The organism is Streptomyces sp. NPDC025721 (genome assembly GCF_055558595.1).
In genome coordinates this window covers 89,549-113,739 of the sequence record NZ_JBVHMF010000030.1, presented here as the reverse complement: position 1 = coordinate 113,739, position 24,191 = coordinate 89,549, and the positions used below count along the sequence as shown (strand labels likewise).

General features: G+C 66.4%; 25 protein-coding genes and 1 pseudogene. 21 read left to right on the top strand and 5 right to left on the bottom strand.

All coding sequences use genetic code 11. The annotated features are described in order from the left end of the window. Window positions 1-358: 358 nt before the first annotated feature. The gene (locus ACZ4EF_RS31410) at window positions 359-727 is read right to left on the bottom strand and encodes a hypothetical protein (RefSeq protein ID WP_467507513.1); all 369 of its coding nucleotides are present in this window, start codon (window positions 725-727) and stop codon (window positions 359-361) included. 45 nt (window positions 728-772) lie between these two features. Here ACZ4EF_RS31410 and ACZ4EF_RS31405 point away from each other — a divergent pair, with 45 nt between their 5' ends. From ACZ4EF_RS31405 to ACZ4EF_RS31340, 14 genes are all read left to right on the top strand, one after another. After that, window positions 773-1,375 (top strand): 3'-5' exonuclease, encoded by a 603-nt coding sequence (locus ACZ4EF_RS31405; protein ID WP_467507511.1) that lies wholly within the window; start codon window positions 773-775, stop codon window positions 1,373-1,375. Continuing rightward, on the top strand, window positions 1,369-1,962 hold the full coding sequence (locus ACZ4EF_RS31400; protein WP_467507509.1) for an AAA family ATPase: 594 nt from the start codon (window positions 1,369-1,371) through the stop codon (window positions 1,960-1,962). The genes ACZ4EF_RS31405 and ACZ4EF_RS31400 overlap by 7 nt, the downstream gene beginning before the upstream one ends. After that, window positions 1,959-2,735, top strand: a complete 777-nt coding sequence (locus tag ACZ4EF_RS31395) for an aldo/keto reductase (RefSeq protein ID WP_467507507.1) — start codon at window positions 1,959-1,961, stop codon at window positions 2,733-2,735. Before ACZ4EF_RS31400 ends, ACZ4EF_RS31395 begins: the two co-directional genes overlap by 4 nt. Continuing rightward, complete coding sequence (locus ACZ4EF_RS31390; protein ID WP_467507505.1) at window positions 2,732-3,241, top strand: NUDIX hydrolase; 510 nt, start codon at window positions 2,732-2,734, stop codon at window positions 3,239-3,241. Before ACZ4EF_RS31395 ends, ACZ4EF_RS31390 begins: the two co-directional genes overlap by 4 nt. 614 nt (window positions 3,242-3,855) lie before the next feature. Next, window positions 3,856-6,015 (top strand): FG-GAP-like repeat-containing protein, encoded by a 2,160-nt coding sequence (locus tag ACZ4EF_RS31385; protein WP_467507504.1) that lies wholly within the window; start codon window positions 3,856-3,858, stop codon window positions 6,013-6,015. A gap of 245 nt (window positions 6,016-6,260) precedes the next feature. Next, window positions 6,261-6,569, top strand: coding sequence for a hypothetical protein (locus ACZ4EF_RS31380; protein ID WP_467507502.1), 309 nt, complete (start codon window positions 6,261-6,263; stop codon window positions 6,567-6,569). A 464-nt stretch (window positions 6,570-7,033) separates the two neighbouring features. Further along, the gene (locus ACZ4EF_RS31375; RefSeq protein WP_391049782.1) at window positions 7,034-7,525 is read left to right on the top strand and encodes a YfbM family protein; all 492 of its coding nucleotides are present in this window, start codon (window positions 7,034-7,036) and stop codon (window positions 7,523-7,525) included. A gap of 442 nt (window positions 7,526-7,967) precedes the next feature. Then, complete coding sequence (locus tag ACZ4EF_RS31370) at window positions 7,968-8,924, top strand: ATP-dependent DNA ligase (RefSeq protein WP_467507501.1); 957 nt, start codon at window positions 7,968-7,970, stop codon at window positions 8,922-8,924. 645 nt (window positions 8,925-9,569) lie between these two features. Beyond that, window positions 9,570-10,253, top strand: a complete 684-nt coding sequence (locus ACZ4EF_RS31365) for a DnaB-like helicase N-terminal domain-containing protein (protein ID WP_467507499.1) — start codon at window positions 9,570-9,572, stop codon at window positions 10,251-10,253. Between the two features lie 917 nt (window positions 10,254-11,170). Further along, a complete protein-coding gene (locus ACZ4EF_RS31360) occupies window positions 11,171-11,416 on the top strand; it encodes a hypothetical protein (RefSeq protein ID WP_467507497.1) in 246 nt (81 codons plus the stop codon). 166 nt (window positions 11,417-11,582) lie between these two features. After that, window positions 11,583-12,134 (top strand): hypothetical protein, encoded by a 552-nt coding sequence (locus tag ACZ4EF_RS31355; RefSeq protein WP_467507496.1) that lies wholly within the window; start codon window positions 11,583-11,585, stop codon window positions 12,132-12,134. A gap of 53 nt (window positions 12,135-12,187) precedes the next feature. Beyond that, the gene (locus ACZ4EF_RS31350; RefSeq protein WP_467507495.1) at window positions 12,188-12,979 is read left to right on the top strand and encodes a thioredoxin domain-containing protein; all 792 of its coding nucleotides are present in this window, start codon (window positions 12,188-12,190) and stop codon (window positions 12,977-12,979) included. 47 nt (window positions 12,980-13,026) lie between these two features. Continuing rightward, window positions 13,027-13,338: a hypothetical protein gene (locus ACZ4EF_RS31345; RefSeq protein ID WP_467507493.1), complete on the top strand. Its 312-nt coding sequence runs from the start codon at window positions 13,027-13,029 to the stop codon at window positions 13,336-13,338. A gap of 136 nt (window positions 13,339-13,474) precedes the next feature. Further along, window positions 13,475-14,170 carry a hypothetical protein gene (locus ACZ4EF_RS31340; protein ID WP_467507491.1) on the top strand — a complete coding sequence of 232 codons (696 nt, stop codon included), beginning with the start codon at window positions 13,475-13,477 and terminating at the stop codon, window positions 14,168-14,170. Here the strand turns inward: ACZ4EF_RS31340 and ACZ4EF_RS31335 are convergent. Both ACZ4EF_RS31335 and ACZ4EF_RS31330 read right to left on the bottom strand, forming a co-directional pair. Beyond that, on the bottom strand, window positions 14,154-14,921 hold the full coding sequence (locus ACZ4EF_RS31335; RefSeq protein ID WP_467507489.1) for a transposase: 768 nt from the start codon (window positions 14,919-14,921) through the stop codon (window positions 14,154-14,156). The genes ACZ4EF_RS31340 and ACZ4EF_RS31335 overlap by 17 nt on opposite strands. 755 nt (window positions 14,922-15,676) lie before the next feature. Then, window positions 15,677-16,081 carry a hypothetical protein gene (locus tag ACZ4EF_RS31330; protein ID WP_401855815.1) on the bottom strand — a complete coding sequence of 135 codons (405 nt, stop codon included), beginning with the start codon at window positions 16,079-16,081 and terminating at the stop codon, window positions 15,677-15,679. A gap of 125 nt (window positions 16,082-16,206) precedes the next feature. On the opposite strand from ACZ4EF_RS31330, the pseudogene ACZ4EF_RS31325 reads away from it, so the two are divergent. After that, a pseudogene (locus tag ACZ4EF_RS31325) lies at window positions 16,207-17,448 on the top strand (IS701 family transposase). A gap of 66 nt (window positions 17,449-17,514) precedes the next feature. Here the strand turns inward: ACZ4EF_RS31325 and ACZ4EF_RS31320 are convergent. Beyond that, entirely contained in the window at window positions 17,515-18,069 is a 555-nt protein-coding gene (locus ACZ4EF_RS31320) for a hypothetical protein (RefSeq protein ID WP_467507487.1), read from the bottom strand. A gap of 849 nt (window positions 18,070-18,918) precedes the next feature. Between ACZ4EF_RS31320 and ACZ4EF_RS31315 the strand changes: the two genes are divergently transcribed. The 4 genes from ACZ4EF_RS31315 to ACZ4EF_RS31300 all read left to right on the top strand — a co-directional run bounded on the left by ACZ4EF_RS31315 (window position 18,919) and on the right by ACZ4EF_RS31300 (window position 22,113). Then, on the top strand, window positions 18,919-19,827 hold the full coding sequence (locus ACZ4EF_RS31315; protein WP_467507485.1) for an RHS repeat-associated core domain-containing protein: 909 nt from the start codon (window positions 18,919-18,921) through the stop codon (window positions 19,825-19,827). Between the two features lie 89 nt (window positions 19,828-19,916). Next, window positions 19,917-20,246 (top strand): hypothetical protein, encoded by a 330-nt coding sequence (locus ACZ4EF_RS31310; RefSeq protein ID WP_467507483.1) that lies wholly within the window; start codon window positions 19,917-19,919, stop codon window positions 20,244-20,246. Window positions 20,247-20,842: 596 nt separating this feature from the next. Next, on the top strand, window positions 20,843-21,565 hold the full coding sequence (locus tag ACZ4EF_RS31305; protein ID WP_467507481.1) for an MFS transporter: 723 nt from the start codon (window positions 20,843-20,845) through the stop codon (window positions 21,563-21,565). Beyond that, on the top strand, window positions 21,529-22,113 hold the full coding sequence (locus ACZ4EF_RS31300; protein WP_467507479.1) for an MFS transporter: 585 nt from the start codon (window positions 21,529-21,531) through the stop codon (window positions 22,111-22,113). Before ACZ4EF_RS31305 ends, ACZ4EF_RS31300 begins: the two co-directional genes overlap by 37 nt. A gap of 55 nt (window positions 22,114-22,168) precedes the next feature. Here ACZ4EF_RS31300 and ACZ4EF_RS31295 read toward each other — a convergent pair whose 3' ends face one another. Continuing rightward, window positions 22,169-22,354 (bottom strand): hypothetical protein, encoded by a 186-nt coding sequence (locus ACZ4EF_RS31295; RefSeq protein ID WP_467507477.1) that lies wholly within the window; start codon window positions 22,352-22,354, stop codon window positions 22,169-22,171. On the opposite strand from ACZ4EF_RS31295, the gene ACZ4EF_RS31290 reads away from it, so the two are divergent. Further along, window positions 22,348-22,839 (top strand): hypothetical protein, encoded by a 492-nt coding sequence (locus ACZ4EF_RS31290; protein WP_467507475.1) that lies wholly within the window; start codon window positions 22,348-22,350, stop codon window positions 22,837-22,839. The genes ACZ4EF_RS31295 and ACZ4EF_RS31290 overlap by 7 nt on opposite strands. Further along, window positions 22,818-23,288, top strand: coding sequence for a VOC family protein (locus tag ACZ4EF_RS31285; protein ID WP_467507473.1), 471 nt, complete (start codon window positions 22,818-22,820; stop codon window positions 23,286-23,288). Before ACZ4EF_RS31290 ends, ACZ4EF_RS31285 begins: the two co-directional genes overlap by 22 nt. Window positions 23,289-24,191 lie beyond the last annotated feature (903 nt).

The following is a 24,191-nucleotide window of genomic DNA, read 5'->3' as shown; positions in this document are numbered from 1 at the left end:
CCGCGGCAGCGGCACCCCGGCAAGGGCCCGCCGCAGCCGCGCGACATCGAGCCCGCCGCGGTTGAGGCCGGCATACAGGGAGCCGTGTCCGCGGCCGACTCACCGGGCGCACACAGCCCGCCGCGTGAGACTCCGCCCCGGCCACGACGACGGCCCATGACATGCGGTCTGACGAGCCGTCGTACGCCGCTCGACAGCATGCGGAGTCGGAGTATCCGCGTGGCCGGGGCGGCACCACTCCCCCTTGTACCTCAGATGAGCAGAGCACCGGCAACACCCCGGGGCGGCAAGCCCCGGGCGGGCAGAGGTCCCCGGTTCACGTCCGGGCAAGGAGTCCCGTCAGCCGCTGCCACACCCTTCACAACCCCTCGACTACTTCCACACCCCGGCACAGGCCGACGCCCCCTGGGGCGCCCTGTTCCGGAAAACGTCCTGCGCGGTCGCCTACGCCCACGGGGAGGCCGACTACAACGGCCACTTCGGCATCCAGGAACTGTGCGACATCTGCCCGAAGAAGCAGTTCGGCCGGTGCGAGGAAGCCTGGGTCCGGCCCGACCTCGACGCCGTCACCCGGCAGGCCCGCGACCTCGGGGCAACCGGCGACGTTGAGATCACCGACCGCGCCATCATCGTGGAGGGCCTGGACGAACCGCCGCGCTACTTCCTCCAGCACGGCAACGGATTCCAGTGCCACGACCGGGGCAAGCCCCACCACCACCGCCAGCACGGCCGGGCGCCCATCGGCTGGCCGGATCAGAACGGATAGCCCGTCATGAACTTCAGCACCTGGCCTCCCTTGTTCGTCGTGGACGTCGAAGGCAACGGCGCCACGCCGCCGGACCTGGTGGAGGTCGCCGCACTACCGGTGCGCGACGGACAGTCCGACACCCGTACCGCCGGGGCCTGGCTGATCCGCCCGCCACGACCTGTCACCCCGTTCGCGGCCAAGGTGCACGGACTGACCAACCAGGTACTCGCAAACGCCCCGACCTGGAACCAGACCTCAGCCGGTGTCCACCAACTCCTCGGCACCGCGTGGATCTGCGCGCACAACGCCCACACCGACTACCGCGTGCTGTCCGCCCACCTGCCCACCTGGCAGCCGGCCGGCGTCCTGGACACACTCCGCCTGGCCAGAGCCACCTACCCGGGCCTGCGCTCCTACACCCTCGACGCGCTGATCGAGCACCTCCAGCCCGACCTCACCGCAGCCCCCGCACAGCGCCATCGCGCCACCTTCGACGCCTATGCCACCGCCCGGCTCCTGACCACCATGGCCGCCCGCTATGCCACCTGGGATCAGCTCGTGGCCGTCGCCGTGCCGCCCACCCTGCCCGGCGCCCCCCAACCAGAACAGGACCCGACCCTATGGTGAACACCCCCGTCCTCATCGGAGTGACCGGCACCCATTCCACCGGCAAGACCGTCCTGCTGCGGCGGATCGAAATGGAACTCCGCGCCCAGGGCGTCACCGTGGGCCGCACCGGCGGCCTCGCCAAACGCGCCGCCGCGCTCGGCCTGCCCAAGATGCAGCACCACACCGCCGCCTCCGCTGAATGGATCATGGCGCAGACCATCGCCGACGAGATCGCCCAAGCGGCGCAGGGTGTCCAGGCCGTCCTCGCCGACCGGGCCGTCATCGACGCCCTCGCCTACTTCACCGCCGCCCTGGAATACCGGGGCGAACCGGGCAACGGGCCGGACGTCAAGCGGCTGACGCTCCTGGCCTCCACTCAGGCCGCGAAGTACGACCTGCTCCTGGCCACGGTCCCCGACCCCGCCCTCCTCCCGGCCGCTGAACACGGCTACGACGCCCGCTACCGCGCCCTGGTCGACCGCCACGTCCACCGCCACCTCGCCGACACCGCGGCCAACCACCTTCGCGTCCCCAGCAGCCCCGACCGCCAGAAGTCCGCCATCCGCGCCGCCGTCTCTCTCGCCCTCACAGCGGCCCCCGCATGACCCCCGCGGCACCCGGCGGCACGATCACCATCGCCGGAAAAACCGTCTCCCGCCTGGGACTTGGCACCATGCGCCTGACCGGCCCCGGCACCTGGGGCCCTCCGCGCGAGCCGCACAAGGCCGTCGGCCTGATCCGCGAAGCCGTCCACACCCACGGCATCACCCACATCGACACCGCCGACGCCTACGGCCCCCACACCGCCGAACAGCTCGTCAACTGGGCCCTGTACCCCGACCACGTGCTCGTCGCCACCAAAGTCGGCATGGTCCGCCCCGCTCCCGACGTCTGGACATCCTTCGGCCACCCCGCCTACCTCCGCGCGAGCGTCGAATCGAGCCTGCGCCGCCTCGCGCTGGACCGGCTCGACCTGTGCTACCTCCACCGCATCGACCCCGCCGTCCCGCTCGCCGACCAGCTCGGCCTCCTCCGTGACCTCCAGGACGAAGGAAAGATCGGGCACACCGGCCTGTCGAAAGTCACCCCCGACACCATCCGCGAATCACGCGAACACATCACCGTCGCCGCGGTGCAGAACGTCCTCAACACCGCCCACCCCCACGACCCCGCCGTGGACCTCTGCCGCGAGCTGGCCATCCCCTACGTCCCCTACCGGCCGCTGGACGCCGGAACCCTGACCACGACATCCGGTCCTGGACCCGCCCTACGCTGGCTGCTCCAGCACGGCGGCCACGTCGCCCCCATCCCCGGCACCAGCTCCGCCACACACCTCGCGCAGCTCATCACCGCCGTCACAGCCCAGGCCGCCTCATGACCGCTCCCGACGGCGCCAGACCACCCGAACCCGCCGCCTCACCGGCATCCGCCCGATACGAGAACTGGCGACCGCCGGTCCGCTGGACAGCCGTCCTGATCTTCGTGGGACACGACCGTCTGATCCTCAACCAGGCCGCCGGAAACGGCCCATTCACCCTACCCGGAGGCCCCGTCGCCGAGAACGGGTCACCAGCGGAGGCCGCCGCCCACGCCATGCTCGGCGCAAGAACCGGCCTGCCGATCCTCCGTGAACTCGTCACCGACACCACTCAGATGCGGCGGCGCCAGATCCACGTGCACCTGCTGGCCACCACTCCCCTGGCCCCGGTCCAAGCGGCCGGCCTACGCCCGACCGACACCCGCGCCAACCTCCACGTCCTCCCGCTCCCCGACGCTCTCGCCCGGCTCCGCCCCCGAGGGCGTCACCGCCTCGAAGCAGCTCTGGCCGCGCTTGCCACCGGACAGACCCTCCGGCTCCAAGCAGGGCACATCCAGGTTTACTAGGAACGCCCGAGACGCCAGCAGGACTTGGGGCGGGCAGCTTAGCTACGGCCTACCGGCAGCCGCTGTCCACGGCTGCCGCCCCGCTCAGGCTCCCCAAGACGACTGGTCCTGGGCAGCCACTCGGTGCCCCGCAATCACCCGGAGGAGATATCGCCCCCCAAAGCAGTGATCCAATCACGACCGTCCGCGACGCATGCCGCCACTTCTGCTCGCCCGGTCCGCCCGCTACCAGAGCAGCCGCGCGTTACAGACCCGCGTCGCCGTCAGTGCTCACGAAGCGGCCATGTCCCGCGAACGCGGTGACCCCCAGTGCGGGCTCCCTCCGGCGTGTCGCCGGCGGCAACCTGGACCGCAAGCGTGGCGGTCTTGACGGCGGCGCATCGGAACTGATGCCAAGGAGGAAGCGGTGAACTCCTGCCCGGCCTTCGAGTCGGCTGTCTTGCGTATGTAATCCGGTGGCGTTCATTCCGCTTGGGGACCGATTTTTCCGCCGCCGGTTTGACGGAAAAAAGCTTGCCCGCTCCGATGCCAGTTGCATAAGTTTACGGCGTCCAGGAACAGCTGAGAGTGGGGGCATTTTGAGGTCGCTGATTCGATTAACCCTGGCGCTCTGCATGGCGCTCTGCATGGCGCTCTGCATGGCAAACGCCGGTCAGGCGGAAGCGGAGGAACCAGCACCGACCGGCTCTTCCGTGAAATATGAAATCGTCCGCGCCGGTGCGGCGCGTAGTCCAGTGAAAATGCGGTCCGTCTCCGGTCCGCGCGGCCTGAGCCCGCGCGACAGGAAGCGCTACCCTGTCGAAAACCCTTCGCAGGCCAAGGCAAGGATCGCGCTTTCCGAGAAGTTCACGCAGATGAGGAAGCAGGTGAAGTCCCCGGCTGCCGCGCTCAATGTCGGCCTGGATTTCTGCCGCACGGACCCGGCCGCGGCCGACCTCGGCGGTCACCCCATCGATCACCAGGATTTCTGCCAGGCGGACCGCCTGAGTCTACTGAAGAAACTGTGCCCCCTCGACCCTGCCGAGGGCCCGTGCAAGATCATCGGTGAGATCGACTTCAGCATGACCACGGTGGGAGCACCGAAGCTCGGCAAGCGGCAGGTGGAGTTCATCACCTATCTGGACAACTTCGTCCCCGTGGTCGGCGACATGTCCGAGGACATACTCCGGGTCGACATGACATGCATTCCGTCCAAGGGTGAATCCTGCGGCCCGATTCCCGGCAACGTCAATGGCGCCGGATCAACGGTAGCGGCGTGGGAGATCAACGGCCAGACGTACTTCGGATTCGATTCCCCGACCACCGGAGTCACCACCGGACCGGATCTGATCAGTTGGTACAACTTCGACACCGTCTTCACGCTAAACGGGGTGGAGACCCTCGTGGAGCAGGGCAACGACTTCCGCTGCGACTCGGCCTCCTACTTCGCCTCCACCAATGGTTGCGTGTTCGACGCCAGCGTCGACACATGGACTCTTATTGCGACCGCCGATGTGAAGCAGACTGCCGCTCACATCGAGTTGGCCCAGACGAACCCCAATGCGACAGTCCCCTCGATACCGAACAAGAAGATCCCCGGTAATCCGTTCGCCAGCATGAGCTCTCCGCTGACCAGAGTGAAGGGCACGGATCCGCTCTATTCGGCGAACCGCGGGCGTGCGCGGACCGAGTGCCGGCGTGCGTGGGGAGGAAACTACTCGCAGAACCTCAAGTTCGACTGCGACGAGTACCCCTTCGCGAGCACGTACCAAGGCGGCGCGAGCGGAGGGGAACAGCAGCCGAAGGACTTCTCGGTGCGGGTCATCAGCTCTGCTGACAACCAGGCGGCGGGCCGCAGACTGGGCACCTTCTACGACGAACATCGCCTCCTCGACAGTGACCCGTTCTGGGTGACGGTGGCCCTGGACTCCACAGGCACGCCACTGCCGGCGCTTCCGGCACCACCGGTGCGCCCGTCGAACGGCGGGGACATGAATGGCGACGGGAAGCCGGACGTGGTCGCGGCCGGGAAGGACGGCCAGCTCTGGTTCTACGCCGGCGTGGGTGACGGGAAACTTGCCGCGAAGAAGAACATCGGGACGGCAGGCTGGTCGAATCTCATGATCAGCCACCGCGGTGACTGGACCGGCGACGGCATCGAGGACCTCTTGGTCCGCGACCCCAACAGCGGCCAAGCGTACGTCTATCCGGGCAGGGGTGACGGAACGATCGGTGCCCGGGTCGCCCTTAAGGGCCTGCCGGCCGTCCCCGATCCCGCCCTGCCGTACCGCGCCTTCGTCAGCGTCGGCGACCTCACGAACAAGGGCTACCCCGACGTTATCGAGACCTACGTCTACAAGGACATCCAGTCGCTCGACCTCAACGTCGGAGACCCCTCCAACAAGCCGGGGGTATCGGGTGTGAAGAACCTCGGTCAGGGTGGGTGGGGAAGCTACACCCTCACTGCTCCCGGTGACGCGGACTATTCCGGCCGCGTCGACCTCCTTGCCCGCAACACCAGCACAGGAGTCCTGTACTTCTATCCGGGAACCACCGCAGGCGCGATCGGGACCCGAACGGTCTACGGCGCCGCCGGATGGACGGCCTCGAACCGGCCGCTCATCGCGTCGGGAAACGATGCCAACGGTGACGGCCTTCCCGACCTGTGGGCCACCACCCCCGATGGCCAACTCCTCTTCTACTCCGGCGGATACGATGCCTCTGGCCGTCCCGTTGACGGGCCGTCAACCGTCGTGGGGACGGCCGGCTGGAACGCCATGGCCTCGATAAGCTGACCGTCCGCGACAAGACCGAAGGCGCGGGGGCCGTCGCTGGCCCGGCCCCCGCGCGTACGCCCCAAGACCGCCGAGGACAACCGCCACTCATGACGAACACACCCCGGGCCAGTGTCGACACACGGCCTCTCGTCCAGTACCGGTCAGTCGTCGTATCGGACGCGGAGTGCCCGCAACCGGGCAGCGACGCACCCTCCGCGAACGGGACTGACCGGGCCCAGGCCGGACGCCACGGCATCATCCTCATGTCCGACGGAAACGACTTCTACCCCCTCGTCCGGCTCCGCCACTGGGACTCTCCGCCACAGCCACCGGAAGGCACCTGGGACGAATCCCCCACCTTCGCCGTCGAATTCCCGACCGGATCCATCTCCGTCAGGCACCTCCTCGGAGGGACCGCCGGTGACAGCATCCCGGTGCCCACCGGACTGTACGAGATCAAGGCATACCGACGCGGAAACCCCAGCAATTCCTACACCGGCGACATGCCCACCCGCCCTCCCTCCGAGGTCACCGAAGAGTGGGTCGTCGACTTCTGGCCCGCTGGTCGGTGACGTAGCCGAAGCCGGGAGGCAGCCTGGAGGACGCGACGGTGACGTCGTGCCAGCGGACGACGATCCTCCTGAAGCCGCCGAGCCGACGGATCCGGATCCGGAGGAAGCGCAGGAGCAAGAACTCAAGCGGGCCGGGCCCGCCAGAGCGGACTGCGATACCGGACAACAGCGTCGGCAGCCGAGTGATCACGACTCAGCAGACCGGAGAGGGGCCTCCTGATCCAACTCAACCTTGCGGTAGGGACCGAGCCTGTTGGAGACGTTGTACCGCTATCGGTCCACCCCGCACACCTTGCCGGCTGGTCGCCTGCGGCACCGACGTTGTTCCGACGGCAAGGACGCGAGCACTGCTCCGACGTGGCGAAGACGCCAATGAATCCCCCGTACCGGAGTGGCTCCAGCTGCCCCTCGGTGCTCCTGGGCATCGCAGTGTCGGTGGTGCCTCGTACTCTGCGCGGGTGAGCATGAATGGTGAGTACTTGCGTGTAACACCGGCCGAGCTGGCCAGGGCAGTCAAGGACCCGGACTGGGCGTTCGAGTACGTCATGGAGATCATGGAGACAGACGGCATCAATGACGTCGCTCCCTCAGACGCACGGCAGCTATCGACTCACAAGGCGTTCGACGCCATCGCATTCCTCCTCGAACGCGCGAGTTTCCCCGTGGACATCGTTCATGGCGGGCAGACGTTCACCAGCGAGGACTGGGGCTATGGGCCGGCCAAGTACCTGGACGCGGACCAGGTCAAGCTCGCCGCCGGAGTCCTGGCCGGATTGTCCTTCCAGGACTTGATCCGGGACGTGGATCCCGAGCAGATGACGGCCGCGCAGATCTACCCGCTCCTGTGGGATGAGGCCGACGCCCTGGAATGGGTGCGTGGGTGGTTCGACCCGCTGGTTCCGTTCTTCGGCGCCGCCGCCCAAGCAGGCGAGGCCATGCTGGTCTGGCTCGACTGAGTCGTGCAGCTCCGCCTCGGCAGAGGATTCCTGGCAGCCACTGGCCGGCCGCTCGGCCCTGCGCCTCACCCGCTTTCGAGTGAATCCAGGTACTCCGTTCGGCAGCCGCGCCAGGGTGTGATCCAGTGATCACGGCCTGTCGGGGGCGCGCTGACGGCGACAGCCGCTGCCTCAAAGCTACCGTCACCCACCCACCCCACCACCAGCGCAACCACCCGATCGTGGTGGGGCCAAATCACCTTGCTACAGGGGCGCGAACCACCTCACCGCACGCCCCCAGACGGGCGCCACTGGAGCCAGATCAACTTCCTCAAACTGGCGCCAAAACACGTGCTTGGAAACAGCCAGCCACTGCGTAGGCGGTTCGTCTGTAATGGACTGTCCGCGCGAAGTATCCCCGCAACACGTGTACGGAGCCCGGCGCCTGGCGACGGATGGGGAGATGCACCTCCCCATCGTTGCTCCGATGCTCGCGACGCCCGGTCGGCTTCCGCTCCCGGGCGGCGACGGCCGATGGGCGGTCGAGACGAAGCAGGATGGGCAGCGTGCCGTCGTCCATGTGCCCGGGGACGGGATGGCGACGGTCAGGTCGAGGAGCGGTACGGAGATCACAGCGGCGTACCCGGAACTGCGCGGCCTGGCCGCCGCGACTGGCGGCACTCCTGCGGTGTTCGACGGCGAGATCGTCGCCCTCGATGCCAAGGGGCGCCAGGATTTCCAGCGGCTCCAGTCCCGCATGGGCCTGGAGCGGTCCCCGGCGCGCGCCGGGCACGCCGCAGCCCTCACACCCGCACACTTGGTGATCTTCGATGTCATGTTCCTCGGCACACGGAACCTCACGTCCCGCCCCTGGGCCGAGCGCCGGGAGGCATTGCTGTCGCTGGGCCTGTCCGGGCCGACGTGGTCGGTGCCGGCCGCCGTCGTCGGGCACGTCGCAGAGGCGCTGGAAGCAACCCGGGCTGCGGGGCTGGAGGGGATTGTCGCGAAGCGGATCGCGGGCACGTATCAACCCGGCCAGCGCTCACGCGACTGGGTCAAGATCAGAAATGTGCGGGTTGCCGATGTGATCGTCGGCGGGTGGGTTCCCGGTGCCGGACGGCTCGCGGACCTGCCCGGGGCGGTCCTTGTGGGCGAGGTCCGCGACGGCGGCCTCCACTACGTCGGGCGCGTCGGCACGGGATGGACTGACCAGGAGCGGCGGGAACTCGCGGGGCTGCTGATGGTCGCCTCATGGCCGACCTGCCCGTTCGCGGCGGTGCCGCCCGTGCCGGGGGCCCGGTGGGTGCTGCCGCAGCTGGTGGCGGAGGTCCGCTACACCGCCCGCACCCCTGCGGGACTCCTGCGGCACCCCTCGTGGCACCGGCTGAGGCCCGACCTTGCTGCGGGTGACCTCGGCTGACCGCGGTTCTCCGTGCGCCTGTCTGCCCTATGCCGGTGCGTCGAGCCGTGTCGCCGCCGGGCAGGCGGTACACGCCCGCGCGTCGCTGGCGTCCACCAAAGGCGCGGGCTTCGGCATGGCCTGCCAGCGCATGGCTCTGGTCGTCGAGTCGGCTCAGGCATTCCCCGTAGTGCACCGTCGTCCGGTGCCAGCCCCGCTCGATCGTCCAGCCCGCGAGCGCGCGCTTCCGCTGCTCGGCGGCGGCAGCCGCGCGTGCGGTCTGGTCCCGCTCCCGCTCCCGGGCGGAGATCGCCTCGCGAGTGCGCTCCAGCCGGTACGCGAGCCACTCCTCGACGGCCTTGAGCTTGTCCAGGCGGCTGAGCGTCGGCCCCTCCCTCTCTTTTTCGATCACCAGTTCTAATATAGTGCGGTGGTGGGAATCTCACCGTCCAGGGGCATCGTCGATGCGCACCCTCACCCCGCCCGACCCCGAGGTGCACCGGGCGAGCCCGGTATGGCTGACGGCCGTCCTCAGGGCTGCGGTGACCGCGGCGCCGGGACTGGGCACCCCTTACCTCCACACCCTCGTCAACGGTGGCGTCGTAGTAGGCGTGTGCTTCGCCGACAGCCTGCCCCCGGCCCGAACACGCCCCCGTCTACGCCGTGATGATCCGCGCCGAACACGTCCGCCGGACCCTGCGCGAGCACGCCGTACGACTAGGACAGCTCGCCCACGACAGCACCCTTCCCGAACCGGTCGCCGCCGTGCTGGAGCAGGCCGACACCCTCGGGCGGTTCCTCGACAACGCCGAACCCCACTGGCCGCGCCAACCCGGCCCGGTTCCACGAGCGGTTCCGGCGGCAGCAACCCGGGCGCCGGGCGCGGAAGACCTCGGCCACCTCAACTGGCTGCACCCCGAGGACTTCCGCCTCCCCCTGCACCAGGGCCTGTACCGGTGCCTGACCGCCATGGCCTGGCACGGCGACCCCGTCGACCCGATCACCGTGCTCTGGCGGGCCCAGCAGCACGCCGCCCTGCACGGAACCGACCCCGCCCACATTCTGGAATTCCTGGGGCAGGCCGCCGGCTCCACCGAACACTGGGCCGAACACCTCTACACCCGCGCCCTGCTCACCACCGCCCACACCGCCGGACACGAGATCACTGCCCTCACCCACGACCCCGCGCACACTCCCCACCACCTCATCCCCGCCGCCCGCCGCGCCCTGGCCCCCCTCACCCGCATACGCACCCGACGCCGCGCACCCCCAACCACTGTCGCGTCGCCAGTGGCCGCCCCGCGGCCTCCGGCGCTGACGATCATCACGCCCCTGCGCGCTACCCGCTGACCAGTGCACGCCGGATACGGGCCAGCACTACGCGCCAGAGAATCTGCTGATCACGCTCGACGCCGCTGGGCACGCATCCGTACCGCCCAGGACAACGACAGCGGACGCCGCGGGCGCTGGGGTTCACGGGACACGGCGAGGCTCCGCGTCCGATGCATTACCTCCTATCCGCCCGCACCCACACCGCAGCGGTCACCGGACCCCTCTCGGCCTTGCCGCCCTGCCAGACGACTACCGGGAGGTCACCGAAACCGGGTACGCGTCGGGACAGTGTGACGATCACTCCCGCCATCTCCCCTGAGCCCGGCCGGGCAGGCGCGGACATCCGGCCGGGCTCAGAGGAGAACCCCCTGAAGCGGCCGAGCCGCGACGCGTCGGCCCTCTGGCCAGGATTTACCTGGTTCCCCAAAAGAGCTACGCCAGAGCACTTCAGGATTCAATCAAAATTGCAACGAAATAAGGTTTCTACAACCACCACTCGCGGGTCGCAATTTTCTGCACAGAACGCTCGAAATGGGCGCTTTTCAAAATAAATGCATTTGCATTCGGAAGAATGGATTCCATATAAGAATCTACTTGCGTGGCACAGGCGTGATCGGTTAGTTTCAATGCGTAACCGGCTCGGGCGTGGAGAAATTGCGACCGCAGGGAATATCCAGCCACGGCACACGCAGTGGTCGGCACTCTCGCTATCAGGGTGAATTCTCTTCCCTGTACACCTTCCATGCTTGGCCGATACGCATCAAAAAGCACCCCGCAGCGGTAGGACGCCACGGGGTGCGAGCACTCACTTCCCTTGGAGAGGGGCACGCGTGAGCACAAGAAGCATCATAGCAAGGGGGGCCGTTCTGGCGGCAGGCGCCGTCGGGGCACTGGGCCTCGTAACGGCACCGGCGTCAGCGTCCGGCGGCTCAGTCTTGGCGATCATCAACGGCGGCGCCGCATCCATGTCGACACACTGCAACGCCGTCGGCTACGGATCGACCACCGGCACGCTTCGCTGCGTCCTGCGGGCAAACGGCGTTCTGGTGCACGACGACAGGGCGACGTTCACGGGCTCCGGCAGCACCGTGACCAACGTCTTCTGTCCCATGCCCGGCAAGTGGTCACTGGATGCGACCGGCCCCGGAGGCGCTGAGGACTTCGAGGAGAGGGTCATCTGATCCAGGCGTGCCAATGCTCCGGGGCGGGGTACCACCCCCGCCCCGGAGTGGCCGTCCAGGTTTTCGACACTGCCACGCTCTCCGTAGAGGCGCCTCCGCGCAGGCCACGACAACCTATACTGACCGGTGCCTTCATCCGGTAATTTCCTCTTTTCTAGGAGATTTCGTGGCACTGCGAGAAGACATACTGGCGAGCTTTCCCGTGTACGACTGCGAAAGCTCGCTCGCTCCCGTCACCTCCCCGATGACCCTCTGCGGAGACGGTGACCGTAAGGTCACGGGAATCGGGCTCACGCGAGGAACTCGGACCCGCACCGAGCCCTGGATTTCCATTTTCTCGTTCTCTCCCCAATTCAAGCGGGGCGTCGAGTTCGCAGACTACGCAAACTGGGCATTGCTGCACCTGGTAGAAGACCTCTCCCTCGATCTTCCTGAGGGACCGGTACGCAAGTGGGTAATCCGCGATGTCTCGTACCTCACATCCATCGACCCCGACGGCCAACCTCACTCCATCACCATCGACGGAATCGCAACCCCCGCGCGGCGCTGGAACGTTCCGGGAGAAGGCTGGGTGGTGGCAGCTCCCCACCCAGGCGGCGGAGTAGCTGTCAGCGCACACTGCGTCGACGAAGTACCCGAATTGATCCGTGCCGAAGAAGCCGTATGGAAGTCAGCCATCCAAGCTGAAGTGCGGGAATTCACGAACGGCGCGATCTAGGTTTACCGGCGACGGCGTCACTCGACGCCGTCGAGGAAGGCTCAGAATCCACCATGCGTCCACGCGACACCAATCCCAAGCCGACCGCACGCGAACGGCTGCGGCTTGAGCGGGAACAGCAGGCAAAGCATGACCGGATACGCCGACAACTAATTGCCGGTGGAGGTGTCGTCACGGCACTGATCATTGCGGCAGGCGTCACCGTGTTCGCCACGACTCGGGACGACGCAGAGGCAACCGCAGAGAAACCGCTGGTCCAACCCGCCAACACCAGCGGGCAGGAAGGCACCACCTTGGTACTGGGCCACGCCAAGGACAGGTTGGACCTATACGAGGACCCACGCTGTCCCGTCTGCGCCGAGTTCGAGCAAAACGTAGGGCCGGAAGTTCTCAAGGGGTACCGGAACGGCCGCTACCGCCTTTCGTTCAACTTCGGCAACTTCCTTGACGCCAGGTTCGGGGGACACGGGTCACACAGGGCACTCGAAGCACTCGGAGCCGCCCTCAATGTCAGCCGGGAAGCATTCTTAGACTATCATGCCGAGCTTTATTCCAAAGAGAATCACCCTTCGGAGGAAAATGACAGGTTCAACAGCACCAGCTATCTCCTCAAGATCGCGGAGAAAGTGCCGGCGCTGAAGGGCAGCGCGAAGTTCGAGACGGCAGTGAAGGAGGGCACCTTCGCCACCTGGGCCAACCGAATGGTCGAAAAGTTCAACACGAGCAAAATCGCCGGCACGCCCACCCTGAAGTACAACGGACGAACCGTCGCCGGATCGAGCGGCACAGCACCTTTGACGCCCCAGGACTTCACCCAGGCGCTGAACGCCGTCAGCGAACCGTAAGCCACGCCACCGAAGACAGGCACACGGTTGGCTCCTACCGGGAAAGGATGTTCGGCGACGGCCAGACGGCCCTCCGCCGAGCCCTCACCTCCCTGGTCCACGCCGCCACATACAGCAATGACGTCGCCCCTGACTTCCGCGAACTGGTCGAGAACGCCGCAACCTTGCAGGCCGCCAGCACCCCCACCGCGAACGAGCGCGGCAGCGGAACCACCACCGCCGAGTTCGTCATGGCGATCCAGGACATCCTGGACTTCGGCAAGAACGCCCGCCCCAACAACCCGCGAGTGGACCTGGCACTGCAGCGCTTAGCGATGATCCTCGCCGACTACAAGGCGTGGGCCAACGCAACCCGCTGACCCGATCTCCTCCTGCTGGCCGGCGACCTGCGGTTGTCGGCCAGCCGCATGCCGTCGGCGCTGACACCTAAGGACTGTCCCGCAACGTTGAGGCGGGTGGTTGAGTGACCGATAGGTCGCCGCATATCCTGCTGTGGTGCAGCTGCCCCGGGACTCGTCGAACGTCGCCCCTGCGCTGACGGCAGCGTTTCCGACCCGTCTTGCCGACGACGTGCGCACCGTCCTGGCGGTCATGCCGGAGGCCAGGCATGCGCCGATGATGCCCTTCGAGGTCGAGGTCGAGGTGCAGGGCGAGACCGTCGCCATCCCGTCGCGCATCTACAACGATGAACCGGGCGTCGGCTCGGATGGGCAACTGTCCGGGACACAGCAGGTGATTCTGCACTGCCTGTACTCCCGGCACCATGATGGCCTGGTCCGCCAGCGGCACCTTGAGCGGATCGTGGCGTCGGACGAGCCGTGGGTAGTCCCGTTCGTGGTGCAGTTGGCCGGCGAGTACGTGCTGGAGATCATCGAGGCGATCGGCCGGGGCCTTCCCGACGGGCTCGCGGACCCCGGCTCGGTCCAGCGCCGTGCCTACGGTGAGTTCATCGCTCGGAATGCGGCCTTCTTCGCGCGCACGGAGCGGCGCGTGGTGAGCTACTGGTCGTGCTACTACCGTTGGAAGTACCAAGCGTTTGGGACGTACCCTGGAAGCGTCCTTTTGGAAGCCTTCCGAGCCGCTGTGGTGGAACAGGTGGGAGCGCAGTGGCCGCGACACACTCCGCGCCCGCCGACGGACGCGGGTGAGAACCTGCGGGAGTTCGGCTGTGGTCCTATCCGGCAAGGTTGAGGTTGTGCAGGCGGGCGATGCCGCGCATGGCATGGTGGACGCCGTCGCCTTTGGGCCGGCAGTCGCGGAGGATCTTCCAGGTCTTCATTCGGGCAAAGGCATGCTCCACTCGTGCACGGACCTGCTTGTGTGAGCGGTTGTGCTCCCGCTTCCAGTCGGGCATTTCCTCGTGCTTGGTGCGGCGGTGCGGCATGATCAATCCAGTCCCTGGGTAGCCGCCGTCAGCTATCACGGTCGTCCGTCCGACCGCTGACTTGGCCCCTGATTCCTCCCACGCCTTGCAGCCGTTCCGGTTGCCGGGCAGCGGCCGTCCGACCACGACGACCAGACGGGTGTCGGCATCGATGACTACCTGGTGGTTGGTGGAGTACCGATAGTTCTTCGACTGCTCGGCCACCGCGTGATCGCGGGTGGGCACCAACGTCCCGTCCACGATCAGAACAGTGCCCCTCGCGAACCGGCGTCGGGGCGGCAAGGCCAGCAGGGGCCCGATGTGGTCGATGATCCGGTCGGCCGCCGACTTCGAGGTCCCGAACAGCGGAGCCAGTTGGCGCATGGTCAAGTTGGTGCGCCAGTAGGCGGCGACCAGGAGAATACGGTCCTCAAGCGACAGGCCCCACGGACGACCCGTCCGTGGTTCGGCTGCGCTCTCGCGCTGCACCGCGGTCACCAACCTGCCGAAGGAGCGCGGGCTCAGCCCGGTGAACGGACGTATCCAAGACGGCTCCGACGCCGTGATCACACCAGCCACATCAAGATCATCTCAGCATGACCGGCAGTTACGGGACACCTCTTAGTTGGCCGTGCGCCACAGACTATCCCTGTGGCGCACAGCCAGTATCCCTAGCTATCCGACTATGAAGCAGGAAAGCCAATCGATTTCAGGAGAAGTCTCCTTTCTCATCCGTATGAGATAACGTCGGCGTTGTACTCGGTAGTTGCGACACCAACGCCGCAACTACCCACCAATGCTGCACCAGTCCCTACCGGGCCGTAGAGGCGGGCGTATTCAACGATGCCACTCTCTGATGCGGCGCCGATTCCTGCGACGCAACCCTCTGCATATCCAGCGATCTCGCCCACCTTATCTACGGCATCACTGAAGGAGCTCAGTGAAAGGGCTCAATCTTTATGCCCCCGCCCGCCCATGAACAAATAGAGAGCCAGGAACACCAGGATTGCGGTCCCGGCTCCGAGTGCGCCGGGCCAGCCGCCTACAGCGCTCACTGCCCTCCTCGCCTGCGTCGCATGTAGTCACGCATGCCGGTCCCTTGTGCCCACATTCCGAAGCCCGCCACTGCCGCGACCGCGATGATGACGATGACCAGTACCACACCGTGCATCGCATACTCCTTGCTGTGAGTGGCGCCCGGGGCGATCTCGCCCCGGCGCCGACCATTATTTACAGGAAGCTCTTAGTACTCCAGCGGCAGATCGTGATCTTGTCGCTGGGAGTGACCTGCTGCCGCCTGGCCTGCGTGTACTGGGTTGGCTGATCTCCCAGGATCAGCCGCTCGGCTCGGTGATCGTGACATCGATGGCCGTGGCGTTCAGCCCGGGCGAGTCGACTGCGACGCGCACGTTGAACTCTCCGCGGTCGCCGATCCGGTGGACCAAGCGAGTCAGTTGCTCGATGTCGCCGACGGCTACGCGGCCGTCGGGCAGCAGGAGCGAGCCGTCGAAGACCGTGGTGAATGCCTCGTCGGGCCCTTCGCTCCCCGGCTCCTGCGGCTGCGTGAAGAGACGTACTTTGATGAGTCCCCTCTGGGCGCGGACCCGCACCGCCACGTGCGTCTCGCAGCTGGCTGCAGGGGCGGCCCCCAGGGCTAGCGAGACCGGAACCCACTCGGTCGCCCCCAGGTGCAGCACGGGATGGTTCACGTAGATGTCGATCCCGGCGACCTGCACCATGCTCCTCGTCTTCCACGATGGAAGCGGCTGCCGTTGATCATCGGTGTGTGGAGACAAACGATCATGCGGTGGCCGCCGGTCACAGCGTAGACCCTGCCCGCTGACAGGCATCATTCGACGCCTTGATGGGGCGGATCGCGGGCCGGTTCACGCGGGTCGAACCCCGCCGCCGCATACGGTCGCTCGTGCTCGGCCTGCTCGCGGACCTGCCGCGCAAAGAACTGCTGGACTATCGCCGAGTGGGCCGGGGACCCGACCCCCGACGCCATGCAGCACCTGCTGAACCGCGCGAAATGGGACGCCGACGCGGTCCGCGACGACCTGCGCGACTACGTGGTCGAGCATCTCCACGACGACCAGGCGGTCCTGGTGGTCGATGAGACCGGTGACGTGAAGAAGGGCAGCCACACCGTCGGCGTCCAGCGCCAGTACACCGGCACCGCCGGCCGGATCGAGAACTCCCAAGTCGCCGTCTACCTGATCTACTCGGGAAAGCACGGACATGCCGCGGTGGACCGGGAGCTCTACGTCCCGCGTTAGTGGACCGACCAGCCCGACCGCTGCCATGCCGCCGGGCTCGACCCGGACACCGCGTTCGCGACCAAGCCCGAACTGGCAGCCCGCATGATCGCCCGGTTTTTGGACTCCGGCCACCACGCCCCCTGGGTCGCCGGCGACGAGGTCTATGGCGGCAACCCGAAACTGCGAACCGCCCTGGAGCAACACGGCGGCATCGGATACGTACTGGCGGTGGCCCGCACTCACGAGGTAACCACCAGGGCCGGGAAGCTCCGCGCGGACACCCTGGCCAAGAAGCTCCCCAAGCGAGCCTGGCAGAAGCTGTCCGCCGGAATCGGCGCCAAAGGGCAACGCTTCTACGACTGGGCCCACATCGACCTGCTAGCGGCGCTCCCGGGCGCCGCCACCTGCTGATCCGCCGCAACCGCACCACTGGCGAACTCGCCTACTGCCGCTGCTACTCGCCCAAGCCGGTGCCCCTGGCGAAACTCGTTCGGGTCGCGGGATCACGGTGGCGGGTCGAGGAGACATTCCAGTCCGGAAAGGGGCTGGCCGGACTGGACGAGCACCAGGTCCGCCGCTACGCGTCCTGGTCCCGTTGGGTCACCCTCGCAATGCTCGCCCACGCCTTCCTCGCCGTTGTCCGTGCCGAGGAACACGCACGCGGTCCCGCCCCGGACACACTGATCCCGCTCACCTGCAACGAGATCGCGCACCTGTTCATCGCCCTCGTGGCCCGACACGTCCACGACTCCGCCCACAGGCTCCGCTGGCCCCACTGGCGACGCCGCCACCAGGCACGATCCCAAGCAAGCCACTACCAACGACAAGCCGCAGCCCCAGCATGATGCCGAGGGCGGCGGAGTATGTGGCGCGTTTACTCTGCCGCCTTGGAATGTGATTCTGACCCGTGATCAGAAGATTCGAACCGTCGTGACCTGCGCGAGTCCGCTGTCGAAGCTGGCCGTCGAGTTCGGCGCCAGTTTCGGTGTGCTCTTGGGGCCGTTATGGCTGACCTCTTCGAAGTAGGTCACCTGAGTTGTCCAGTTTCCCGAGGTGACGCCGGTCCGGGAGTGCCAGCCCTCAGCGTCGTAATTCTGCCCCGCCCCGTAGAAGCCGTACAAGGCGTAGGGCACAGGGGCCTGGAGAATCACGTCTCCGACTGCGGGAGGGTTCCGCACGTTGGTGGTGAAGGGCACGACGCCCGTGCGTCCGGCAGTCTTACCGGTCGCTCCGCCGATGGCCCGATCGCGATAGCCTGTGAACGTGATCGTGCCCCGAGCAGTGTCGACACTGTACGTCGCCGCCCTCCCCGCAGGCACCGGCTGTGCCGGATCGCGGCCTATCCAGCGCATTTCACTCGCCGACTGGTTCGAGGGCGTCTCCGCAAGGGAAGCGGGCGCGGCGCCGCCCAGCGCGGCGGCTACGGCCACGGTCAGTATTCCGACCCTCATCTTCATTCTCTTCACGTGTGCGTCCCTTCTGGAACTCTCTTGAGAGTTTCTTGGTCGCGCATTAATGAAATTCACTCACACAAATAGACGCATCGGCAGGCCACATGTTTAACGCGAGCGCATTTCGGACAGTGGAATTAAGGCGCGAGGACGAGACTAAAAAAATCTTCGGCCGACGTGAAGCGGAAGCTGATTCTCCGCGATTAACCCGCTTCGGGGTGATCTTGAGCGCCGCTCTATTTGCACTGGCGGGATGCACGAGCGCCCACCCGCATGCCTCCACGGAGAGCCGGAAACCGGAACGGGCGGCAGGCGCGGAAGCCGAAGCAGGAAGAGAACATTCCGGCCATCCGAAGCTGAGTGTTCCCACGCTCACCCCGAGAAGGAATGGCTCATTCCGCTATCAGCCATCTGATTCCCCATCCTCTGGTGCCGCGGTGCCGCACCGGTATGAAATCGACGTTGTCACAGGAAAAGCCTGGGAGGTCAGCGGCCCGTGGCATGTCCCCGTGGCAGTGGACAGCGTCCCGGCCGACACGACGTCACAACCCCGCCCGAGCTGCCCTCCCCCGTCGCCCCCCACAGCCCCTCCGCCGTGCGCCCAACGGTGAGGGGCGGTTCGGGGATTCTTGCGACACCGGGCGCGCGGCTCCGGTGTGCCGTCTTGTGATGCCGGCCGTGGGGGCGTCGGGTGATGGCGGGCCCGTTCGCGCTGGGACGACCCGCATGAGGTGCCGGACCACCGTCGGTGCTGGCCTTCCGCCCGCGGGCGGAAGACTTAACTCATACGACACATCCGGACATCTGATCAAGGCGGCCGACGCCACCGCCAACGGGTGCACCAGCCGGACCTACACCTTCGACGTGAACAGCAATCGCACCGGACTGACCACGACCGCCGACAATTGCGTCGCCAACACGGACGACGCAACCACCAGCACAGTGGCATATAACTACGACGGCGGTGACCGCCTGCTGAACCAGGGACGTAAGTACGACACGTTCGGCCGCACTCTCTCGGCTGGCTCAGCCGCCTGGACCTACTACACGAACGATCTGGTCAGCACCGAGACGGTAGGCGCCCGGCGCACCGAGTGGACCTTGGACGCCGCCAGCCGACTTGCTGTCAGCACTGCGAAGACTCAGCAGACCGACGGCACCTGGGCCGCGGGTACGTCCACAATCTCCCATTACGGATGCAGCTGCGACAGCCCTTCCTGGACGAAGTCGTCGACCGGAGAGGTCACCCGCGCGAGCGGGGACGCGGCAGGCGGACTGGGCGCAACCGCAACATCCGGCGGAGGTGTCGTACTGCAGTTTTCCAATCTTCATACCGACATCGCAGTCCAACTGCCTCTCAGTGCAACTTCAGCACCCACAGTTCAGCGGTACGACGAATACGGCAACCCGATGAGCGATACCGTCGCCACCGCATACGGCTGGCTAGGCAGCCATCAGCGCAACAGCGACACCCTCAGTGGCGTCACTTTGATGGGCATCCGTCTGTACGACCCGTCCACCGGACGCTTCCTGCAGACCGACCCAGTCTACGGCGGCAACGACAACGCCTACGAATACTGTCGCGGAAATCCTGTGTCTTGCACGGACCTAAGCGGAGCCTATTCCTACTCGTTCACCTACTCCCTGGGCTTCTACTGGAGTTCCGCAAAAACGGTCTTCAATTGGATCTCGGGCCTGGCTTTAGCGGCCGACGCCGCCTCAACCAGCGCGTACGAAGCCGCCGCGCGGGCGTTGTCCTCTGGAAGCATCTGACGCCTCCTTACACGATCAGCCATACCGACGAGAGCGGCCGTCGGCTTGTCGTCGCCAGCCAGCCCCGCCAGTACACGACGGACCTCGCGATGTTCCGGCAACAGTCCCTGGAAAACACCGTGCGCCACCTCCTGATCGATACGCACGGAACATCTCCCGCCGGAAGCCTGACCACAGGCGGGGAGGATTTCGAGAGTGCCGTGGCGGCAGCGCTCACACAGACGCGTCCCGACGTCTGGACCGCGCATGAGGTGACCGCCAGCTGGGGTCGCTACGAGCTGGACGTCCATCACGTGACGCCTGAGATATGGGTGGGCATCGCCCGGCTCGAGGACACCTGGTGCATGCTCCGTAGCCACGGTCTCCCCGTGGAAGAGGCGACCTTGACTCCGGTACGGCTGACCACCAGACAGCGGTAGACCGGCACCGGTTGCGCCGAGCGACAGCAGGCCTGGCCCCGCAGCCCGGCCCAGAGATTTGTTCCGCCGCACCTTCCTCTCACGGGCGCACCGCCGTTTACAGACTGCCCCTGGCCGGGCAGCGGGCACGCGACAGCTCCGGCCGGAGCGTCAGTCGCCGATGTGTACGGTGACGTCCTCCCCAGGTGCGCCGCCCTGTTTGCCAGGGCCCGTCGAGCTCGCGGCTGGCTTCAACGACGTGTAGCCCCCGGTGAGTGCCCGTTGTTGAAGTCGTGTTGTGGGCGGCGGATTCCAGCGGGGCTCTGTCGGCCAAGTACGGGGTCGGCCGTGGCCCGGATCGATGGCGTGGAATCGGTGTGGTTGGCACCTGAAGCGTCCCGGCGGCTCATCCTCTAACGAGTTCGAAGAGCGTTGCCTACCCCGAAGGTTCAGCCGCGATGTCCTGGTGGCAGAGGTGCCGCTTGAAGGACTCCGTGATGGCTTGAAGCGGCGGGATGCCTTGCAGGGCAGTGAAGGGGCTGATATCCATCGTTAGCACTCTCACTATGGGAGTGCTAGCGATGAGTGCCTGTGGCGCAGGGCGCGGGTGGGGGGCGATGGTGTTCGGTGTCCTGCGGGTTCGCGACTACCGGCTGGTGGCGGCCGGTGACCTGCTGTCCAGCCTCGGGGACTGGCTGCTGCTGGTCGCCGCCCCGTACTTTGTGCTCCGCCTGACTGGATCGACGCTGGCCACCGGCGTGGCCCTTGCTGCCGAGACGGTCCCCGCGCTTCTGATCGGCCCGGTCGCCGGGGTCTTCGCCGACCGCTGGGACCGGCGCCGCACCATGATCACCACCGATCTGCTGCGGGCCTGCGCGGTTGTCCTGATGCTTTTGGTCCACCATCCCGGTCAGGTCTGGCTCATCTACGTGGCGCTCGTCGCCGAGGCCGGCTGCAGTCAGTTCTTCTTTCCCGCCCGCAAGGCCCTGATCCCGGCTGTCGTCGGACGCGGCCCGCACCTGGGCGCAGCGAACTCCTTTGCCGCGCTCGTCTCCGGCACGGTCCGCCTGGTCGGCGGCCCGCTCGGTGGCGCCCTCTACGTTCTGGTCGGCTTCGCGCCGGTGGTGGCCATCGACGCTGCCAGCTACCTCGCCTCCGCGGTCCTGATCAGCGCGGTCAGCCACCGTCCCGCGTCCAGGGAATCCCTCCGCGTGGGCGCCCGGCCCCTGCGACGGTTCGCGGGCGAGCTGCGGGCCGGCGCCGGCCACATCGCTCAACTCCCGGACTGTCCGCCCTGTTCACCGTGGCTGCGGTGTTCTTCCTCGGCAACGCGGCACTGACAGCCCTACTCGTGCCCTATATCGGTACCGTCCTCCACGCGGCCGCCGGAACCCTGGGCCTGCTGTTCGCCGCGCTGGGCGTCGACTATCTGGCGGGAGCACCGCTCAGCCGGGCCGTCGCGGCCCGCTTCAGTGCCCGCACGATCACGATCGGCGCCCTGGCCGCCCTCGCCGCGGTGTTCGCCGCCACGTTCAACACCCACGACGTCTCATGGGACCTGGCCCTGTTCACCCTCATCGGACCGCCGGCGGTCTGCTTCCTCGTCACCATCGACACCTTCCTCGCCCGCCGCACCCCCGATCGCCTCCTCGGCCGCGCCAGTTCGGTCTACGGCATGGTGCAGGCCGCAGCCACCCTGGTCGGCATGCTCGCAGGAGCCGCCCTCGGCCAGCAGATCGGCATCGTCACCACCATGAACCTGGCTGCCATCGCCGTCGCCGCCTCGGCGGCCACCGCGTTCTTGATCCCGCACGGCAACGACCAGGGCAGCATCCATGCGGCCATCTCCAACTCGGTCACCTCCCACACCGCCTCCGACGGCGGATGACGGTTTTATCGAGTGCGGGATGAGCGACGGGACCGTGCGCAGTCGCGTCTGCAGGTCACGCGGCGGCTGTGAGCTGGTCGGTGGCGAGCGAGGGTCGTGCGGTGCGGCGGGGTGTTGTGCGGGTGAGGCGTCGGGTCATGAGGGTGATGGATGCCCAGGTGATGAGGGTTTCGCTGACCTGGGGCAGGCGTTCGTGGTCGCGGCAGTGCCGGCGGGCCCGCATGATCCAGGAGAGTGACACAGCCACTCATGCTGCGGCTGACCGATGACCTGGTGCTGCCGGTGACCACCGTGCCCGCCGACGAAGACCCGACCGCAGACTCCTTCGTCCTGGAGCAGACCGGGGACGTCCTGCTGTCCGCGCTGCGGGACTGGCAGCGCGACTCCCCCACCACCGTGTGCATCGGCCTCGCCCGCAACCTCATCCGCTTCGTCACCTACCTGCTGGTCGACCAGGACGACCACGGCGACGTCGCCGCCACCCTGGAGCGGCTGCGAGACGAGCACCCCGGCGCCGACCCGGGCTGCCCGTTCAGATCCGCAGCCGCGGATCGGAACGGGCAGCCGACCGTGCGGGCTTTCGTCGACGCAACGGCAGAGGTCGGAGGCGCAGGTCGTGCTGCTCTGCCATCAGCCCCCCCACCTGGCCAGGGCTTTCCTGCGGTGCCCGCTCGTCACCGCAGCGCTGGGATATGTTTGGTTCCATGTCGATCCGTCATATCGTAGTGGAATGCAGCAGTCCACTGATGCAAGCTAAATTCTGGCGCGCCGCTCTTGGCCTCTCCGAGGTTCAAAAAGAGAATTGCCTGATCGAACTTCCCGGCACAGGAGATGGGTGCGCCCTTTTTTTCACCGAAGTCAGCGGTGATCGACCTACACGGGGCCCGTTTCTTCTCCGGCTCGCTCCGGACACAGGGAAGCTTTCTGACGAAGTCAGACGTCTTACCGGTTTAGGCGCCACCGTCATCGAAAAAGTTCACCAGGGCTGGGGGATCGGCCAGGTCACCATGTCGGATCCGGAGGGGAACGAGTTCTTTGTCGAATCCGGCGACCACGAAGTAAAAGAAGCAGAATCAAGAATGTCAGGGAGTCGGAAGTCCGAAGATCAATTCTGGGAAGGCGTGGAGCGTCAGATTTCCGGTGTTTCCTACTCCGCCAGGATCACCATCCCGTGAGGACCCAGGATTTCTAAGATTATTGACGGGTCATGCCGTAGATTGCGTGAACGGCTGTTGGGGTGCGGCCGGGCGGAACTTGCCCGTATCTCCAAGCCGCACCCCTCTCTCAGCTCCGTGACGGCCGTTGAGAACGTCTCACTCGCAGGGCCTGGTGACCTTGTTTCCGTAGTGAGGTGTTCCGGCGACTTGAGTGCCAACCTGGATCGTCAGGGTGGAAAGTACCTGGTAACTTGCATTACCCCGGCCGCTCGGGCACCCGTAAGGTTTTGTGTTGACCTTCTTGTTCGGGGTGCAGGGGCCCCACCCCGAATCTCCGTGGCCCACGGTTGCTATCGTGCCCGTGGGAAAGACTTTTTCCAGGTCGGTTGTCACACGGCACTCATCCGGGGCGGGACTAGTGCATGTGGTGATCCAACTCGACCCGTAGAGAGGGCCGCCGCTTACAACGAAGAACGGGTCTTCGATGTAAGCGTCGCATCCGATATTAACCTGCGGGCCAACTATCTCAGTTGAGATCTTGATGCCCGGCGTTGAAGTTGCGGAAGCATTTGTGGCGAGTCCTGTGAGCGGGACCGCCAAAAGCAGGGCGACGCTTCCCTTGATGATGGTGCGAGTCGAAATCATTCTTCTCCTTGCCTCCGCCTTCTGAATTAACCCTCTGTGCGGCGGGGCGTGTATGACTCGGAAGAAGTTAGTGACAAGCGACTCGATCACACAAGGTGAAGGCGTCATTTGACTAGATGCCGATTCGGAGCAACTGCCTCCGGTTCATCCGCCAACCTCCCTCTTCGTGGTGGTTGCATCAATTTATCGTTCCCCGTGCTTGGCTTGATGTTTTGCATCTTCCGATGTGTTCTTGTTGGAATTTGGACTATCGAAACCTTGACCACCAGCGTTCGG